At 36.5% G+C, this 3,137-nt stretch carries 1 protein-coding gene and 1 pseudogene; both read left to right on the plus strand.

Translation table 11 applies throughout. From position 1 onward, the window contains the following. Positions 1-2,088 (plus strand): annotated as a pseudogene (locus CWC14_RS17390) (ATP-binding protein); the annotation flags it as partial. Positions 2,089-2,187: 99 nt separating this feature from the next. Further along, positions 2,188-2,928 (plus strand): glycosyltransferase family 2 protein, encoded by a 741-nt coding sequence (locus CWC14_RS17395; protein WP_138564146.1) that lies wholly within the window; start codon positions 2,188-2,190, stop codon positions 2,926-2,928. Positions 2,929-3,137 lie beyond the last annotated feature (209 nt).

Here is a 3,137-nt window from a genome sequence, read left to right on the forward strand (position 1 = left end):
TCCGAAGCTCAGGTTATTTACTTGGGTGATAGAGATAAAACCCATTTGTATTACGCCCTGTTTACCGCGTGCTGGGTATTAGCTTGGAGTCAGTTTTTTCATATACCAGATCAAATTTTTGGTTTTTACAACGCCCATTTTCATTGGCTAGGTTTTACCTTAATTCCCATCACAAATATCTTATTTTTTAACAGCTTACTTAAATTAAAGGAAACGTCTCCTCAATTATCACGGTTATCAATTTACTTGGGCATTATTGCTACCGCAGGTACTCCATTTGCAATCATTTGGCCAGGTTTTGGCTTTATATGGGCTACTTTAGTAACGGGGGCTACTTTGTGCCTGGGTATGATTGTTGGTATACGAAGTTGGTTAAGTGGCTTTAAGCCCGCTCGCTATTTTGTTTTAGCGTATTTGGCGATGGCCATTCCTAATATGGTCGGCAATTTAACTAATTTAGGGCTAATTGAACCTATAAAGATGGCTCTCTATTTACTTGGGCTCATTGGTACCGCACTCGATGCAGTGCTACTTGCTTTTGCCGTTGCAAATAAATTTAGCATTTTACACCATGAGAATGTTGAATTGACTAAAAATTTAGAACACAAAGTACAGTTGCGTACTCAAGAGTTACAACAATTAGCTGAAGAGCTTCGTGATGCAAGTGAAGCTAAAAGTCGATTTTTAGCCAATATGAGCCACGAAATTCGCACCCCAATGACATCAATTATTGGTTATGCTGATGGTATTATTTTAGGTGATATACAGCCTCATGAGAGAAACCATGGCATTCGGGTGATTTTGCAAAATAGTCGTCATGTTCTTGGCTTAATTAATGACATTTTGGATATGTCAAAAATTGAGGCTAACCGTCTAGAGATAGAGCTAGTTGAAACGGACTTGTTTGCCACTATTGCTGAAATCGAATCGTTATTAGGAAAACAAATCCGTGATAAAGGCTTAAAATTTAAAGTTGATTATCAATTTCCGCTACCTGATTGGATAGTCTCAGATCCAACTCGATTGCGACAAATATTATTAAATTTAGCAATTAATGCGCTTAAATTTACCAGCCAAGGTTATATAAAGCTAACGGTTAGCTGTAATAAAAAACAACTAATTATTAAAGTGAAAGATACGGGAATTGGTATGACCGACAGTGAGCAAAAAGACCTCTTTACTCCCTTTCATCAAGCTGACTCGTCGATTTCTCGCAAATACGGTGGCACTGGACTTGGGTTAAATATCTCAAAAAGCCTAGCAACTAAACTAGATGGCGATATTACGGTTTATTCTGTGCTCGGAAGCGGCAGTGAGTTTTGTTTTACTATGACACTGCATACAACGGCTCATACAAAATGGGTTAACGCATTTGACGATATTTGTAAGTCACAAAACAAAGAGCTCCCTTTAAATAGTAACCAGCGAAATTTGATTGGTAGGGTACTCGTGGCTGAAGATCACCCATAAAACCGACAGCTGATTAAGCGGATTTTAGAACGAATGGGTTTAACTGTGGTGGCAGTAGAAAATGGCCGAGATGCTGCACAAGCGACACTTGATGAACAATTTGATTTAATTTTATTAGATATTCAAATGCCAATTATGGATGGTGAACAAGCAATTAGTATTATGCAAGCAACAGGAGTAACAACACCGATTGTTGCGCTTACTGCGAACACGATGAAGCATGAGGTCGATCGCTATTTAAGACAAGGTTTTACCGACCATATTGCCAAACCTATCGATAGACGATGTTTTAGCAGTAAAATCGCAAGTTACCTTGATATTGATATATGCGAAAATATTAAGCTGCCTGATGATGAGTTTGCACTACTCAAGCAAGAATACATTAAAGGATTAAAAAAACAAAAACACACATTACAGTTGCAATTTAAGCAGGGTGATATAACCGGTTTTGCACGCAGTGTGCATATGATTAAAGGAACGGCAGGGATGTTTGAATGCCAAGTGCTGTATCAACAGGCTGTTGGATTGGAAGCGAGTTTAAAGCTTTCGCCTGCTGTTCTTGATACACACCAAGTTGAAGCTTTACTCAATGCTATTGATGTTATTTTAGAAGCTTAATGGATACCATTTTTAAAAGCCTTATTTCCTCTGTGGTTATGATCTGTTTATAATGTGAAGGTTATTTTTCAAATACAATGTTATTAAAAAGGAAATTCTGTGAAGCTATCTGTTTGTATTATATGTAAAAATGAAGAGGATACAATTGAGCGTTGTTTAGAGTCAGTAAAGTGGGCAGATGAAATTATTGTACTTGATTCAGGCAGCACTGATGAAACACGTGCTATTGCAAATAAATACACAGATAAAGTATTTGTACGTGATGATTGGCAAGGGTTTGGTGAGCAACGACGCAGAGCAGAGGCATTAGCAACTAACGATTGGATTTTTGCAATTGACTGTGATGAAGTTGTCAGTGAGAGTTTAAAAGAAGAAATAATAACGACACTGGCAAAATGCAATGAGAAAAATATTTTAAAGCTTAACCGTTTAACGCATTTTTGTGGCCAATTTATTCGACACAGCGGCTGGTATCCTGATCGTATTGCGCGTATTTACAACAAAAAAATAACAGGTTATAACCAAAATTTGGTTCATGAGTCTATTGTAATGCTTGATTGTAAGCCAATTGAGTTGAAAGAAAATATATTACATTTTCAGTATGAAGATATTTTTGGTTACATGAATAAAAGAAACCATTATGCGCACATAGGCGCAGAGCAAATTGTAAAAAAGGGTAAAAAATCATCACTATTGAAGGCGAGTAGTTCCGCTTTTTTTGCTTTTATCCGCCATTATTTTTTAAGACGTGGCTTTTTAGATGGTAAAGCAGGATTTGTTATTGCGGTTATACAAAGCCAATATAGTTTTAATAAATACTTATTTGCCTATTACAAATAATCTCATTTAGCAGGTTAATTTTATAATCATCCGGTGGTTAAAATTAATCTGCACTTATGTTCTACTCAGTAATGCTCTACTAAGTAATGTTCTATTTAACCTGAGCTTCGGATAAGAAATTACTAATTTAAAGGAACTAAATGCTCGTTCCATGATCCGATCATTCGACCAAGAGTGATTAGAACAAAAAGGAACGAGCATGAACAACT

This window comes from Pseudoalteromonas sp. S3260 (genome assembly GCF_005886925.1).
Taxonomy (GTDB): domain Bacteria; phylum Pseudomonadota; class Gammaproteobacteria; order Enterobacterales; family Alteromonadaceae; genus Pseudoalteromonas; species Pseudoalteromonas tetraodonis.